This window comes from Streptomyces sp. NPDC041068, from assembly GCF_040647455.1.
Taxonomy (GTDB): domain Bacteria; phylum Actinomycetota; class Actinomycetes; order Streptomycetales; family Streptomycetaceae; genus Streptomyces.
This window is the reverse complement of the sequence record NZ_JBEZCG010000003.1, coordinates 917-13,869: the sequence shown is the minus strand read 5'-3', so window position 1 is coordinate 13,869 and position 12,953 is coordinate 917. Positions and strand designations below refer to the sequence as shown.

The 12,953-nt window shown below is 72.0% G+C and carries 14 protein-coding genes; 5 read left to right on the top strand and 9 right to left on the bottom strand.

The window, feature by feature from the left end; all coding sequences use genetic code 11:
* Window positions 1-44: 44 nt before the first annotated feature.
* Window positions 45-1,403 (top strand): FtsX-like permease family protein, encoded by a 1,359-nt coding sequence (locus tag AB0B50_RS07125; protein ID WP_362326942.1) that lies wholly within the window; start codon window positions 45-47, stop codon window positions 1,401-1,403.
* A gap of 24 nt (window positions 1,404-1,427) precedes the next feature.
* Here AB0B50_RS07125 and AB0B50_RS07120 read toward each other — a convergent pair whose 3' ends face one another.
* Genes AB0B50_RS07120 through AB0B50_RS07110 form a run of 3 tightly spaced genes read right to left on the bottom strand, consistent with a single transcriptional unit; the run spans window position 1,428 to window position 3,476 of the window.
* Entirely contained in the window at window positions 1,428-2,333 is a 906-nt protein-coding gene (locus AB0B50_RS07120; protein WP_362328198.1) for an NAD kinase, read from the bottom strand.
* An 11-nt stretch (window positions 2,334-2,344) separates the two neighbouring features.
* Window positions 2,345-3,160, bottom strand: a complete 816-nt coding sequence (locus AB0B50_RS07115) for a TlyA family RNA methyltransferase (protein ID WP_362326939.1) — start codon at window positions 3,158-3,160, stop codon at window positions 2,345-2,347.
* A 7-nt stretch (window positions 3,161-3,167) separates the two neighbouring features.
* Entirely contained in the window at window positions 3,168-3,476 is a 309-nt protein-coding gene (locus tag AB0B50_RS07110; RefSeq protein ID WP_362326937.1) for a hypothetical protein, read from the bottom strand.
* Window positions 3,477-3,518: 42 nt separating this feature from the next.
* On the opposite strand from AB0B50_RS07110, the gene AB0B50_RS07105 reads away from it, so the two are divergent.
* Window positions 3,519-3,866: an alkyl sulfatase C-terminal domain-containing protein gene (locus AB0B50_RS07105; protein ID WP_362326934.1), complete on the top strand. Its 348-nt coding sequence runs from the start codon at window positions 3,519-3,521 to the stop codon at window positions 3,864-3,866.
* On the opposite strand, the gene AB0B50_RS07100 is transcribed toward AB0B50_RS07105, so the two are convergent.
* From AB0B50_RS07100 to AB0B50_RS07090, 3 genes are read right to left on the bottom strand one after another with little or no spacing between them, the layout of a single operon-like run.
* Window positions 3,850-4,764: an ABC transporter ATP-binding protein gene (locus AB0B50_RS07100; RefSeq protein ID WP_362326930.1), complete on the bottom strand. Its 915-nt coding sequence runs from the start codon at window positions 4,762-4,764 to the stop codon at window positions 3,850-3,852. The genes AB0B50_RS07105 and AB0B50_RS07100 overlap by 17 nt on opposite strands.
* A complete protein-coding gene (locus tag AB0B50_RS07095) occupies window positions 4,761-5,786 on the bottom strand; it encodes an iron chelate uptake ABC transporter family permease subunit (protein ID WP_362326927.1) in 1,026 nt (341 codons plus the stop codon). Before AB0B50_RS07095 ends, AB0B50_RS07100 begins: the two co-directional genes overlap by 4 nt.
* Window positions 5,783-6,826, bottom strand: a complete 1,044-nt coding sequence (locus AB0B50_RS07090) for an iron chelate uptake ABC transporter family permease subunit (RefSeq protein WP_362326924.1) — start codon at window positions 6,824-6,826, stop codon at window positions 5,783-5,785. Before AB0B50_RS07090 ends, AB0B50_RS07095 begins: the two co-directional genes overlap by 4 nt.
* 53 nt (window positions 6,827-6,879) lie before the next feature.
* Between AB0B50_RS07090 and AB0B50_RS07085 the strand changes: the two genes are divergently transcribed.
* Both AB0B50_RS07085 and AB0B50_RS07080 read left to right on the top strand, forming a co-directional pair.
* The gene (locus tag AB0B50_RS07085) at window positions 6,880-7,923 is read left to right on the top strand and encodes an ABC transporter substrate-binding protein (RefSeq protein WP_362326921.1); all 1,044 of its coding nucleotides are present in this window, start codon (window positions 6,880-6,882) and stop codon (window positions 7,921-7,923) included.
* Complete coding sequence (locus AB0B50_RS07080; RefSeq protein WP_362326918.1) at window positions 7,920-8,765, top strand: siderophore-interacting protein; 846 nt, start codon at window positions 7,920-7,922, stop codon at window positions 8,763-8,765. Before AB0B50_RS07085 ends, AB0B50_RS07080 begins: the two co-directional genes overlap by 4 nt.
* Before the next feature lie 89 nt (window positions 8,766-8,854).
* Here the strand turns inward: AB0B50_RS07080 and AB0B50_RS07075 are convergent, their stop codons facing one another.
* Window positions 8,855-9,907 (bottom strand): HAD hydrolase-like protein, encoded by a 1,053-nt coding sequence (locus tag AB0B50_RS07075; RefSeq protein WP_362326916.1) that lies wholly within the window; start codon window positions 9,905-9,907, stop codon window positions 8,855-8,857.
* A 71-nt stretch (window positions 9,908-9,978) separates the two neighbouring features.
* On the opposite strand from AB0B50_RS07075, the gene AB0B50_RS07070 reads away from it, so the two are divergent.
* Window positions 9,979-11,259, top strand: coding sequence for a DUF1015 domain-containing protein (locus tag AB0B50_RS07070; RefSeq protein WP_362326913.1), 1,281 nt, complete (start codon window positions 9,979-9,981; stop codon window positions 11,257-11,259).
* A gap of 137 nt (window positions 11,260-11,396) precedes the next feature.
* On the opposite strand, the gene AB0B50_RS07065 is transcribed toward AB0B50_RS07070, so the two are convergent.
* Both AB0B50_RS07065 and AB0B50_RS07060 read right to left on the bottom strand, forming a co-directional pair.
* Window positions 11,397-12,194 (bottom strand): hypothetical protein, encoded by a 798-nt coding sequence (locus tag AB0B50_RS07065; RefSeq protein WP_362328196.1) that lies wholly within the window; start codon window positions 12,192-12,194, stop codon window positions 11,397-11,399.
* Window positions 12,086-12,953 (bottom strand): hypothetical protein (locus tag AB0B50_RS07060; protein WP_362328194.1); only part of this gene is annotated, 868 nt, incomplete at its 5' end. The genes AB0B50_RS07060 and AB0B50_RS07065, both read right to left, overlap by 109 nt.

Below are 12,953 nucleotides of genomic sequence, written 5' to 3'. Positions count from 1 at the left end.
CGCCTCATGGTCCTCCGCCCCTCCCCCGGCGGACCATGATCCACATGACAACAGGACTGGCACAGGCGGCCCTGCGCGCGCACCGCCCCGCGTTCGTGGGCACGGCGATGGCCGCGCTCTTCGCGGCCACCGTGGTGAGCGCGTCGACGATGATGCTCACCTCGACGAGCGCGGGCGGCACCGCCGGACTCTCCGCGGCGGCCCGTAGGCAGATCACGGAGAACGGCGTCGGGGACATGGCGGTCGTACTCCTGATCGGCTCGATCTACATGTCGATTTTCGTGGTCGCGTCGACGATGGGCACGGCCGTCGCACAGCAGCACCGCGAGCTCGCCATGGTCCGCTCCATCGGCGCCAAGCCCCGCCAGATACGCCGCGCGGTGGCCGGACAGGCCCTCGCCGCGTCGGTCCCCGCCGCGCTCGCCGGCTTCGTCCTCGGCGGCTTCGGCGCCCGCTGGTGGCACGCGGGCATGATCGACCACGGGCTGCTCCCCGCCGAGGCCGCCTTCCGCTTCAGCTGGCTCGCCCTGCCGGTGTGCCTGGGCGTGGCCGTGGTGACGACGACGGTGGCCGCCCTCCTCTCGGCCCTGCGGTTCTCGCTGCTCCGCCCGACCCGCGCCCTGTCCGAGGCGGCGACGGGGCGGCGCGGGCTCGGCTTCCTGCGGGCGCCGCTCGGCGTGCTCGCGGTCGCGGGGGCGTGCGTCGTCTCGGTGCTCCTGTCGAAGCAGCCCGCGGACGCGGCGAGCGAGGGTGCGTTCCTCGTCCTCATCCTGTTCTGCGTCGGCGCGGGGCTGCTCGGCCCCCGCATCATCGGCCCCGCGGCCTGGCTGGTGTCGGCGCTGGTCGGCCGGTTCGGTCCGAGCGCGCGGCTCGCGATGCTCAACGTCCGCTCGCAGCCCCGCCGTTTCTCCGCGGCGGTCGTCCCCCTCGTACTCGTCGTCGGCTTCGGACTCACCAAGATCGGCATGCATACGACGGCCCAGCACCACACCGGTTCGGCGGGCAGCACGGGCGAGGTCTGGCTCGACTACGTGGGCACGGGTCTGTACGCGGGCTTCGCCGCCATCGCCGCGGCGAACACCCTCGCCATGATCTCCTTCGAGCGCCGCCGCGACGTGGCGCTGCTGCGGGTCGTCGGCAGCCGACGGGCGCAGGTGGGGGCGATGGCGGCCTGGGAGGCCGTGGTCGTGGCGGGCACGGCGCTGCTGCTCGGCGCCGCGATCGCGCTGGCCACGCTGGCCCCGATCCTCAGCACGGCCTTCGGCAGCGCACTGCCGTACCTGCCCTGGGCGGTGCCGACCGGAGTCGCGACGGGCACCCTGCTCCTGACTCTGCTCGCCACCGGCCTGCCGGTGCGCGCCGTCATGCGCAAGCGCGCGATCTCCGTGGTCAGCGCGACGTGATCCGACAGCTCAGTGCGGGGCGGCTCAGTGCGGGGCGCCCCGCCACCCCGACACCGGCAGCGCGAACTTGGCGACAAGTCGATCCGTGAACGACGCGTGGTGCAGCCGCGCGAGCCGCACCGGCACCTCGCCCCTGCGCACCTCCACCCGCGCCCCCGAGGGCAGTTCGAGGGTCCGCCGCCCGTCGCACCACAGCACCCCGTTGGGCGCCTGCGGCTGGACCTCGACCGCGAGCACCGTGTCCGGCGAGGTCACCAGGGGCTTGGCGAACAGGGCGTGCGCGCTGATCGGCACCATGAGCAGCGCCTCGACCTCCGGCCACACCACGGGCCCGCCCGCCGAGAACGCGTACGCCGTCGAACCGGTCGGGGTCGCGCAGACGATGCCGTCGCAGCCGAAGCCGGTGACGGGCCGCCCGTCGATCTCCAGGACGACCTCGAGCATCCGCTCGGGCGACACCTTCTGCACGGCCGCCTCGTTCAGCGCCCAGTCGCGGTGCACGACGTCGCCGTTGCGGTGCACGACGACGTCGATCGTCATGCGCTCCTCGACCTCGTACGCCTTGGTGACCACCCGGTCGACGACCTTGTCGAGGTCGTCCCGCTCCGCCTCCGCGAGGAAACCCACGCGCCCGAGGTTCACGCCGAGCATCGGCACCCCGGAGGCCCGCGCGAACTCGGCGCCCCGCAGCAGCGTCCCGTCACCGCCGAGGACGACGATCAGCTCGCAGTCGTCGATGCACTCGGCGGTGGCTTCCTCGACCGTCTCGACCTCGTCGGGCAGCGGCAGATCCGCGGCCTCGGCCTCCAGGACCCGCACGCCGAGGCCGCTGCGCAGCAGTCCCTGGACGACGAGTTCGGCGCTGCGAATGGCCGCGGGCCGTCCGGTGTGCGCGAGCAGGAAAACGGTACGAGCTCGGGTCTGGGTCACTCGGGTCTGGGTCAACGGGGCCCCTCCGCCACGGCACGGTCAACGTCCGCCGGATCCAGCTCATCGGCCCCGGCGCGCAGCCACAGAAAGTACTCGACATTGCCGGAAGGCCCAGGCAGCGGGCTCGCGGTCACCCCGCGCACCCCGAGGCCGAGCCCCCACGCCTGCCGTGCCACACCGCGCACGGCCTCGGCCCGCAGTTCGGCGCTGCGCACCACACCGCCGCTGCCGAGCCGTTCCTTGCCGACCTCGAACTGCGGCTTGACCATCAGGACGAGGTCCGCGTCGGGCGCCGCGCACCGCACGAGGGCGGGCAGCACAAGGCCGAGCGGGATGAAGGAGAGGTCTCCGACGACCAGGTCGACGGGGATCTCGTCGATGGCTTCGAGCGTCAACTCACGTACGTTCGTACGGTCCTTCACGGTGACCCGGTCGTCGCTCTGCAGCGACCACGCGAGCTGGCCGTAGCCGACGTCGACGGCGACGACGTGCGCGGCGCCCGCGCGCAGCAGCACATCGGTGAACCCGCCGGTGGACGCACCCGCGTCGAGGGCGCGCCGCTTCTCGACGACGAGGCCCTGCGGCACGAAGGCGGCCAGCGCCCCCGCGAGCTTGTGCCCGCCGCGCGAGACGTAGTCGGGGTCGCTGTCGTCCTGCGAGACCACGATCGCGGCGGCCGTCTCGACCTGCGTCGCGGCCTTGGTCGCGACGGTCTTGCCGACCGTGACCCGGCCTGCGGCGATCAGCTGGCTCGCGTGCTCGCGCGAGCGGGCGAGCTTCCTGCGGACGAGCTCGGCGTCGAGGCGGCGTCGTGCCACTCCTGCCACGTTCGGTTCAGCTCCTGTCGTACGACGGTGTGGGCACCCCTGTGGGTGCCGGTGGGCCGGGGCGCGCGTCGAGCGCGGTCAGCGCGTCGCGCAGGCCCCGGTGTACATCCTCGTACACCTCGATGTGGCCGTCCGTGGCGAGGTGGTCGGCATCGCCGAGGCGGGCGAGCTGCGCGTCCACTTCGGCGTTGCCGGTGGGCGTGCGCTCGACGCCGAGGGGCGCCGGGGCGGCGGGGTCGTACGACGGCTCGTCCGGAACCTGAGGCTCCGGCTCCGCCGCCTCCCCCTCCTCGGGGCCCGCGTATGAGTCACTCATGGCACGACGCTACCTCGAAGGGCTGGGGTACCGTCGATCACGATGGCGACCATGGCGGAGTGCCGCACGGCACTCGACAGACTCTCGGACAATCTCGCGTCCGCCGACGGCGACGTGCGCAGCGCGGCTGCCCTGAACCGCTCGCTGAGCTGCCGCATCACCGATCTCGACGCCACCTTCACGGGCCGCCTCGAGAACGGCCGGATCACGGTGCACGACAGCCACCCCGGCCCGCCCCACGAGAAGGCGGAGATCCGCCTCGCGCTGACCGGCGACGACCTGGTCGCGATGGTGGACGGCAGGCTCAACTTCGCCAAGGCCTGGGCCTCGGGCCGGGTCAAGCTGGAGGCGGGCTTCCGGGATCTGCTGCGGCTCAGGTCGCTGCTTTAGCCGCAACGCCGGTCGCTGCTCCAGCCGCCGCCTCGGCCGGCGCCCTGCGCCCCGCCCGCCCCGCCGGGATCACCAGCGGCGTACCCGTCTCCGGGTCGTCGATGATCTGGCACTGGATTCCGAAGGTCTGCTCCACCAGCTCCGCGGTCACGATGTCGGACGGCGCGCCCTCGGCGATCACCGCGCCGTCGCGCAGGGCGATGAGGTGCGTGGCGTAGCGGGCGGCGTGGTTCAGGTCGTGCAGGACGGCGACGAGCGTGCGGCCCTGCTCCTCGTGGAGCTCGGCGCAGAGGTCGAGGACGTCGAGCTGGTGCTGGATGTCGAGGAACGTCGTCGGCTCGTCCAGGAGCAGCAGCGGGGTCTGCTGGGCGAGCGCCATGGCGATCCAGACGCGCTGGCGCTGGCCGCCGGAGAGCTCATCGACGTACCGATCGGCGAGCTCGCGGACGCCGGTCGAGTCCATGGACTCGTTCACGATCCGCTCGTCGTCGTCCGACCACTGCCGCAGCAGGCCCTGGTGGGGGTAGCGGCCGCGCGCGACGAGGTCGCCGACCGTGATGCCGTCGGGTGCGATCGAGGACTGCGGCAGCAGGCCGAGCGTCTTGGCGACCTTCTTCGCCGGCATCGACTGGATGACGTTCCCGTCGAGCAGCACCCGGCCCGCGGACGGCTTGAGCATCCGGGACAGGGCGCGCAGCAGCGTGGACTTGCCGCAGGCGTTGGGGCCCACGATCACCGTGAAGGAGTTGTCGGGGATCTCGACGGACAGCTTTTGAGCGATGACACGCTGGTCGTAGCCGAGGGTGACGTCGTCGGCGATGAGCCGGTTCACAGCAGCACGCTCCTGCTTCTGGTCATGGGGTGGTACGAGATCGTGGCGGGCCTTCGTCGGCTTCATATCCGTCCCGCCTTGCGCTGGGTGGCGAGCAGCCACAGCAGGTAGATGCCGCCGAGCACGCCGGTGACGACGCCGACGGGCAGCTGGTCCGCGCCGAAGGCCCGCTGCGAGGCCCAGTCCGCGACGATCAGGAGCGTGGCGCCCATGAACATCGCGGGCATCAGATTGGGTCCGGGCGAGCGCGTGAGGCGGCGCGCCAGCTGCGGCGCGGTGAGCGCGACGAAGCCGACCGGGCCCGCGGCGGCGGTGGCGGCCGCGGTGAGCAGCACGGAGGCGATGAGCAGGACGAAGCGGGTGCGCTCCACGCGTACGCCGAGGGAGTACGCGACGTCGTCGCCCATCTCCAGCATCCGCAGCGGACGTCCGTACACGAGCACGACGGGCACGAGGACGGCGCAGAGCGCGAGCAGCGGCCAGACCTGCTCCCAGTCGCGGCCGTTGAGGGAGCCGGTCATCCAGACCACGGAGCGCGCGGCGTCGACGAAGTCCGCCTTGGTGAGCAGATAGCCGTTGATCGCGGTGAGGAACGCGGAGACGCCGATGCCGACCAGGACGAAGCGGTAGCCGTGCACGCCCCGCTTCCAGGCCAGCAGATAGATGGCGACGCCGGTGACGAGGCCGCCGACGAGCGCGCCGCCCGCGACCTGCGCCGCGCTGCCCTGGAACAGGACGATCATCGCGAGCGCCCCCGCGGTCGAGCCCTGTCCGAGGCCGAGCACGTCCGGGCTGCCCAGCGGGTTGCGGGCGATGGACTGGAAGAGCGCGCCGCCGAGGCCGAGGGCCGCGCCCACCAGGAGCCCGACCAGGACCCGCGGCAGCCGCAGGTCGTTGATGATGAACTCCTGGCCCGCGTCGCCGTCGCCGAGCAGGGTGCGGATGACGTCGGCGGCCGGGATGGGGAAGTCGCCGGTGCCGATCAGGACGACGCTCGCGGCGAGCGCGGCGACGGCGAGCAGGGTGACGACCACGGCCGTGCGGACGTCGATCCTGACGGAGAGGCCGCGGGTGCGCAGAGCCTTCACAGCTGGGCCACCTTCCGGCGCCGTACGAGAAAGACGAAGACCGGCGCACCGATGGCCGCGGTCACGATGCCCACCTGGAGCTCCGAGGGCCGCGCCACGATGCGCCCGACGACATCGGCGCCGAGCAGCAGGACCGGCGAGAGGACGGCCGCGTACGGCAGGATCCAGCGCATGTCGGGCCCGGTGAAGGAGCGCACGATGTGCGACACCATCAGGCCGACGAAGACGATCGGACCGCAGGCGGCGGTCGCGGCCCCGCACAGCAGCGTCGCCGCCGCCATGGACAGGGCGCGCGTCCGCGTCAGATGGGCGCCGAGGGCGCGGGCGGTGTCGTCGCCCATGGCCATGGCGTTGAGCGGCCGGGCCAGGCAGAGCGCGAGCACGGTGCCGATCGCCAGGAAGGGCAGCACCTGCTTGATGGTGTCCATGTTGGCGGAGGCCAGCGAACCGACCGTCCAGAAGCGCATCTTGTTGAGCGCGGCCCCGTCCATGATCATGACGGCCTGCAGATAGCCGTAGAGCGCCGCGCTGATCGCCGTGCCCGCGAGGGCGAGCCGCACCGGGGTCGCGCCGCGCGCGCCGCCGAGCAGATAGAGCAGGAAGCCGACGAGCAGGGCCCCGACGAAGGCGAACCACACGTACCCGCTCAGCGAGGTGACACCGAAGAAGCTGATCGCGCTGACCACCGCGGCAGAGGCGCCGAGGTTGATGCCGAGCAGTCCCGGGTCGGCCAGCGGATTGCGGGTGAGCGCCTGCAGGACGGCGCCGGAGAGGCCGAGCGCGACCCCCGCGAGCAGCCCGAGCAGGCTGCGTGCCAGGCGCTCGCCGACCACCACGTCGGCGTACGTCCCCGAGTCCTGGAACAGCCCGTGCCAGACCTGGTCCATGGACATCGATTTCGCGCCGACCGCGACGCTCGCGAGGAAGACGAGCAGCAGGACGGCCACGGAGACGAGCAGCCCGATGCTGCGTATCGCGCGGCGTTCGGGAGGCGCTGCGGCGGTCTCCGCGCGCGGTTCAGGGGGACTGTCGACCAACACCAGGTTAGGTTAGCCTACCCTCGCACTGACCTTCGACGAGAGAAGCGCCACCGATGCACGCACCCCGTCGCGCCCTCGCGCCTGCCCCGAACCGCCGGAGCGCGCTCCTCGCGGCCGGCGCGCTCGGCATCGGCGGACTGCTCACCGCGTGCGGCTCCGGCGCCAAGAACAAACCGTCGGGCGGCGACGGCGGATCCTGGAGCTTCGAGGACGACCGTGGCACGACCGCACGGTCCGGGAAAACCCCCACGACCGTCGTCGCCTACATCGGCGCGGCCGCCGCGCTCCACGACCTCGGCGTCGAGTGTACGGGCGTCTTCGGCCCCACCAAGCTGAAGAACGGCGAACCCGACGTCCAGGCCGCCGACATCGATGTCGACGAAGTGACCGTCATCGGCAACGCCTGGGGCGAGTTCAGCATCGAGAAGTACGCCTCCCTGAAGCCGGACCTCCTCGTCAGCACCATGAACGCCGTACCCACGCTCTGGTACGTCCCCGAGGAGTCCGCCGAGAAGATCGCCTCGCTCGCCCCGAGCGTCGGCATCCTCACCGCGAAGAGCTCCCTCACACATGTGATCGGCCGCTTCACCGAACTCGCCGGGTCCCTGGGCGCCGATCTCGAGGCCGAGAAGGTCACCGCTGCCAAGAAGCGCTTCGAAGCGGCGTCCGAGACCCTGCGCAAGGCGGCCAAGGCGGCCGAGTCCCGCGGCGGCCTCAAGGTCATGGCGGTCTCCGCGCAGGACCCCCTCCTCTACGTCGGCAACCCCACCGCCTTCACCGACCTGCGCCACTACCAGGACCTCGGCGTCGAGTTCGTCACCCCCGACGACACCGACAACGGCACCTTCTTCCAGGAGCTGGGCTGGGAGAACGCCGACGCCTACGCCGCCGACCTGATCCTCGTCGACAGGCGCACCGGCAACCTCCAGCCCACCGACCTCAAGAAGAACAAGCCCACCTGGGCGAAGCTGCCCGCGGTGAAGGCCGGTCAGGTCATCTCCTGGTCCAACGAGGCCCAGTTCAGCCACGCCGGATACGCACCGCTCATCGAGCAGCTCGCCGCCGCCGTCGACAAGTCGAAGAGGCTCACGCGATGACCGCTACCGCAACCGCATCCCCGTACCAGTTCTTCGATGTCCAGGTGCTGCGCACCGAGCACATCACCCCCGCCATGATCCGCGTGACCCTCGGCGGCCCCGACCTGCCGCGCATGGCGTCCGGCGGCCGCGACCAGCGCATCAAGATCTTCCTCCCGCACCCCGGGCAGGAAGCCCCGGTCATGCCGGACACCGACACCGGCGACGCCACCGAGTGGTACGCCGACTGGCTCGCCCTCGACCCCGCGGTGCGCGGCATCATGCGCACGTACACCACCCGCGAACTGCGCCGCGACCCCGACGAGTTGATCGTCGACTTCGCCGTCCACGGCACGGCACCCTCGCCCACCGACGGCCCGGCCACCAGCTGGGCACGGACCGCGCGGCCCGGCGCCCGCATCGGCGTGCTCGCCCCGGTCGACGAGGAGAACGGGGCCTACGACTTCCGGCCCCCGCAGGACACCGACTGGCTGCTCCTGACCGCCGACGAGTCGGCGCTGCCCGCCGTCGCGAGCATCCTGGAGACGCTGCCGCCCGGCCTGCCCACCCGCGTCTGGGTCGAGGTCCACGACCTCGCCGACCGTCAGCCCCTGCCCACCAAGGCCGACGCCGAGATCCACTGGCTCACCCAGGAGGGCGCCACCAGGAACGCGATCCGCGGCGCCGACTTCCCCGCAGGCACGCCCTACGCCTGGGTCGCCGGCGAGTCCGCGACCGTCAAGGCAGTGCGCCGCCACCTCGTCACGGAGCGCGGCTTCGACCGCAAGAGGGTGTCGTTCTCCGGCTACTGGCGCAAGGACACGACCACGGACGAGCTGATCGAGCGCGGCGAGACCGCCTGACGCGACGCCCCGCAGGGCCGGATCGTCACGCCCGCCGCACTCTGCTCGCGCCCCTCAGGCTTCTCGCGCCCCTAGGGCTTCTCGCGCCCTCACACGCCGAGTCGCGACAGCGCCTTGCCCGCGTCCAGCGTGCAGGCGCCGTCCCCGGCCTCGGTCCAGGCGGCCGCGCACAGCGCCCGCAGTCCGTCCATGACCTCGCCCTCGCCGTCCAGCGCGAGCTCGCCGTCGCGCACCGAAGCGGTCCAGCCGCCGCAGCCGAACCCGCCCTGAACCGGGCCGACTTCGGGCTGGCCGGTCAGCATGCCGCGCAGATCCGCGTCCACATACGTCGGCCGGTGCTCGGGCGGCGCGGCAAGCAGCCGCGCGCCGTCGGTGACACCGGTAAGGACGAGCAGCGAATCGACCTCGCCGTTGAACGCCCCCTCGATGTCCGTGTCCAGGCGGTCGCCCACCACCAACGGCCGCTCCGCACCCGTCCGCAGGATCGTCTCGCGGTGCATCGGGGGCAGCGGCTTGCCCGCCACCTGCGGCTCGGCGCCCGTCGCGATCCGTACGACCTCGACGGCCGCACCATTGCCCGGCGCGATGCCGCGCGCGCTCGGAATCGTCAGGTCCGTGTTCGACGCGAACCACGGCACCCCGCGCGCGATCGCGTAACAGGCCTCCGCGAAGCGCCCCCACGCCATGTCAGGACCGCCGTACCCCTGCACGACCGCCGCCGGATCGTCGTCAGCCGAATCCACCGGCTCAAGACCCCGCTCGCGCAACGCGACCCGCAGCCCTTCGCCACCGATCACCAGCACCCGCGCCCCCGCGGGCACTTGCTCGCTCACGAGCCGGGCCGCCGCCTGCGCCGACGTGATGACGTCCGAGGCCCCGGTGGGAATCCCGAGCTCCGTCAGATGCGCCGCCACCGCGTCCGGCGTACGCAGCGCGTTGTTCGTCACGTACGCGAGATGCATGCCGCCCGCGCGCGCGGTACCGAGCGAATCGACGGCATACGCGATGGCCTGCCCGCCCGCGTACACCACCCCGTCCAGATCGAGCAGCGCCGTGTCGTAGGCCTCACTCAGCGCCCGCCGACTGCCCCCAGGACACGTCCTGACGCTCCGATCCGCACTCCGGCCCGCGGTCTGGCTCATTGCACTTCGCTCCTCGCTCGATCTCACCCCCCGATCATCGCCTACACGGCTCGGACACATACGATGCCCTAATGAATACAGCGGGTCACATGGACGCCAACGGTCTCGACCTGATCCCGTTCCGGGGGGTGCGGTATGTCCCCGAGCGGGTCGGCAGTCTCGCCGCGGTGACGTCTCCCCCGTACGACGTGGTCGTACGCCCCGACGGCCTGCTCCACCTGGAATCCGCCGACCCGCACAACATCGTCCGGCTGATCCTCCCGCAGGCCACCACCCCGGCCGCCCGCAACCAGCAGGCCTCGGACACCCTCCACCACTGGCTCGCCGAAGGCATCCTCGCCCCCGACACCGAGCCCAGCCTGTACGTCTACGAACAGCAGAACAGCGACATCCTGCAGCGCGGCATCATCGGCGCGCTCCGCCTCTCACAGGCCGCCGACGGCATCGTCCTCCCCCACGAGGACGTCATGCCCCACGTCGTCGAGGACCGCGCCGCCCTCATGCGCGCGACCTCCGCCAACCTGGAGCCGCTGCTCCTGACCTACCGCGGCGACGAAGGCGAACCCACGGGCGCGGCAGCCGTCGTGGAACGCACCGCCCGGCGCGAACCGCTCCTGTCGACGACCACGGAGGACGGCTTCCACCACCGCCTGTGGGCCGTGACGGACCCCGCGGAGATCGCCGAGATCCAGTCGGATCTCGCCCACCACCAGGCCCTGATCGCGGACGGCCACCACCGCTGGGCGACCAACCTGCGCCTGCGCGGCGAGCGGCCCTCGCCGAGCGCCTGGGACTACGGCCTGGTCCTCCTGGTGGACACCGCCCGCTTCCCGCTGCGCGTCCGCGCCATCCACCGCTACCTCCACCGGCTGCCGGTCTCCGACGCCCTCGCGGCCCTTGGGAACTCCTTCCGCGTACGCACCGTCGAGGGCCCGCTCAGCCACGCGCTGGACGCCCTCGCCGAGGCCGCGGCCAAGGGCAACGCCTTCGTCCTCGCGGGAGACGGCGCCTTCCACCTCATAGACCACCCGGCCCAGGACCTGCTCGACCGCACGGTCCCTGCCGAGTACCCCGAGGCCTGGCGCACCCTGGACGCGACGGTCCTGCACGCCACGCTCCTCGACCATGTCTGGCGGACCCCGGACACCCCGGAACACATCGCGTACATCCACGACACCGCGGCGACCGTCGAGAAGGCGGAGCGCGACGGCGGCACGGCGGTCCTGATGCACCCGGTCCGCGAGGAGGTCGTCCGCGACCTGGCCCGCCAGGGCGTCACGATGCCCCGCAAGTCGACCTCCTTCGGCCCGAAGCCGGCCACAGGCCTGGTCCTGCGGGACCTCACTTTCTGAGACTCCTGAAACACCTGGATACGTGAGAACGGGCGGTCCCTTTCGAAAGGGACCGCCCGTTCTCACGTACTGCTAACGACTACTACTGCCGTTGTTGCTGCTGTTGTTACTGCTGTGCCACTGCTCCTGCTCAGCGATCAGCGCTGGTCCTCGTCCGAGACGTCGGAGGCGTCGTCCGAGGCAGACGGCGTGACATCCGCCGCGGGAGCCTTCTCGGCGTCCGCGCCCTCCGGGCCCTCCACGCCCTCCTCGTCCTCCACCAGCGCGTCCACGAACTCGACGCCGTCCAGCTCGGCGAGCCGGTCCGAGGCGTCGGTGCTGCCGTCCTTGTCGGACTCGACAACCTTCGCGAACCACTCGCGCGCCTCGTCCTCACGACCGGCGGCGAGCAGCGCGTCGGCGTAGGCGTAGCGCAGTCGCGCGGTCCAGGGCTGCACGGAGTTCGAGGCGAGCTCGGGGCTCTGCAGCGTGACGATGGCAGCGTCGATCTGGTCCATGTCGCGCCGGGCACCGGCCGCCACGAGCCGCATCTCGACCTGGCCCGCCTTGTCCAGCTTCTGCACCTCGGGCGCGCCGGCCATCTCCAGCGCCTTCTCGGGCCGGCCGAGACCGCGCTCGCAGTCCGCCATGACGGGCCACAGCTCGACGCTGCCGGTCATCCGCCGCGCGGCCCGGAACTCGGCGAGGGCCTCGCTGTACTTCTGGTTCGCGTACGCGGCGAAGCCGGCGGCCTCACGCACGGCGGCGACCCTGGAGGCGAGACGCAGAGCGATCTTCGAGTAGGCGTACGCCTGCTCAGGCTCCTCGTCGATGAGCTTGGCGACCATCACCAGGTTCTTGGCGACGTCCTCCGCGAGCCCCTTGGGAAGGCTCTGCAGTTCCTGCTGTACGTCCTTGTCGATCTCGTACCCCGTGACGTCCTCGGGGATCGGCAGCCGCTTGATGGGCTCGCGGTCACGGTCACGGTCGTCGCGCCCGCCGCGGTACCCACCGCGGTCACCGTCACGCCGGTCGTCACGCCCACGGAACCCACCGGGCCGCCCGCCGCGGTCATCGCGCCGCGGCCCACGCCCACGGTCGTCACGCCCGCGGAAACCGCCACCACCACGGTTGTCGTCACGACGGAACCCACCACGGTCGTTGTCGCGACGATCATCACGGCGGTCGTCGCGGCGGTCATCACGCCGGAAAGCGGGACGGTCACCGTCGCGCCGGTCGTCGCGCCCCCGGTAGCCACCGCGGTCGTTGTCACGACGGTCGTCACGCCGATCATCACGGCGGTCATCACGACGGAAAGCAGGACGGTCACCATCACGCCGATCATCGCGACGGAACCCACCGCGGTCGTTGTCGCGACGGTCGTCACGGCGGTCGTCACGCCGGTCGTCACGCCGGAAAGCGGGACGGTCACCGTCGCGCCGGTCGTCGCGACCCCGGTAGCCGCCACGGTCGTTGTCACGGCGGTCGTCACGCCCGCGGAAACCGCCACCACCACGGTTGTCGTCACGACGGAACCCACCACGGTCGTTGTCGCGACGGTCGTCACGGCGGTCGTCACGCCGGAAAGCGGGACGGTCACCGTCGCGCCGGTCGTCGCGCCCCCGGTAGCCGCCACGGTCGTTGTCACGGCGGTCGTCACGCCCGCGGAAACCGCCACCACCACGGTTGTCGTCACGACGGAACCCACCACGGTC